At 45.4% G+C, this 313-nt stretch carries 1 pseudogene; it reads right to left on the bottom strand.

Annotated elements, in window-relative coordinates:
* A pseudogene (locus AB4585_RS27495) lies at positions 1 to 313 on the bottom strand (bifunctional glutamine synthetase adenylyltransferase/deadenyltransferase); the annotation flags it as partial.

Raw genomic sequence — 313 nt, 5'->3', positions numbered from 1 at the left:
GCGTGCAGTAACTTAGGCATTAGATGCCCTAGGACTTCTCGCCCTCTAGGGCCTAAGGTCTTTTTACCAAGGTCAGTTTTAAAGTTGCACAAGCTAGTAGAAAGCTCCGAAAACTGCTTTTCTTTTACATCGATAGACAGCTCTTGCAAGATGTTAATTACCTGCTCCGGCTCTTTCGCTAAGCTCCACATTTCCGCGTAAACAGAGTCTACTTCCTGACCCTGCTCTTCTTCATCGCCAATTAACGACTCGAATACTTGGTGGACATTTGCCATGTGCGCATTCAATTCGGTCTGCATTTCAAGATAACGAC

The organism is Vibrio sp. 10N.222.49.C9, assembly GCF_041474985.1.
GTDB lineage: Bacteria > Pseudomonadota > Gammaproteobacteria > Enterobacterales > Vibrionaceae > Vibrio > Vibrio crassostreae_C.
Note: the sequence above shows the minus strand (reverse complement) of the source record. Positions and strands in the feature narration are given on the sequence as shown.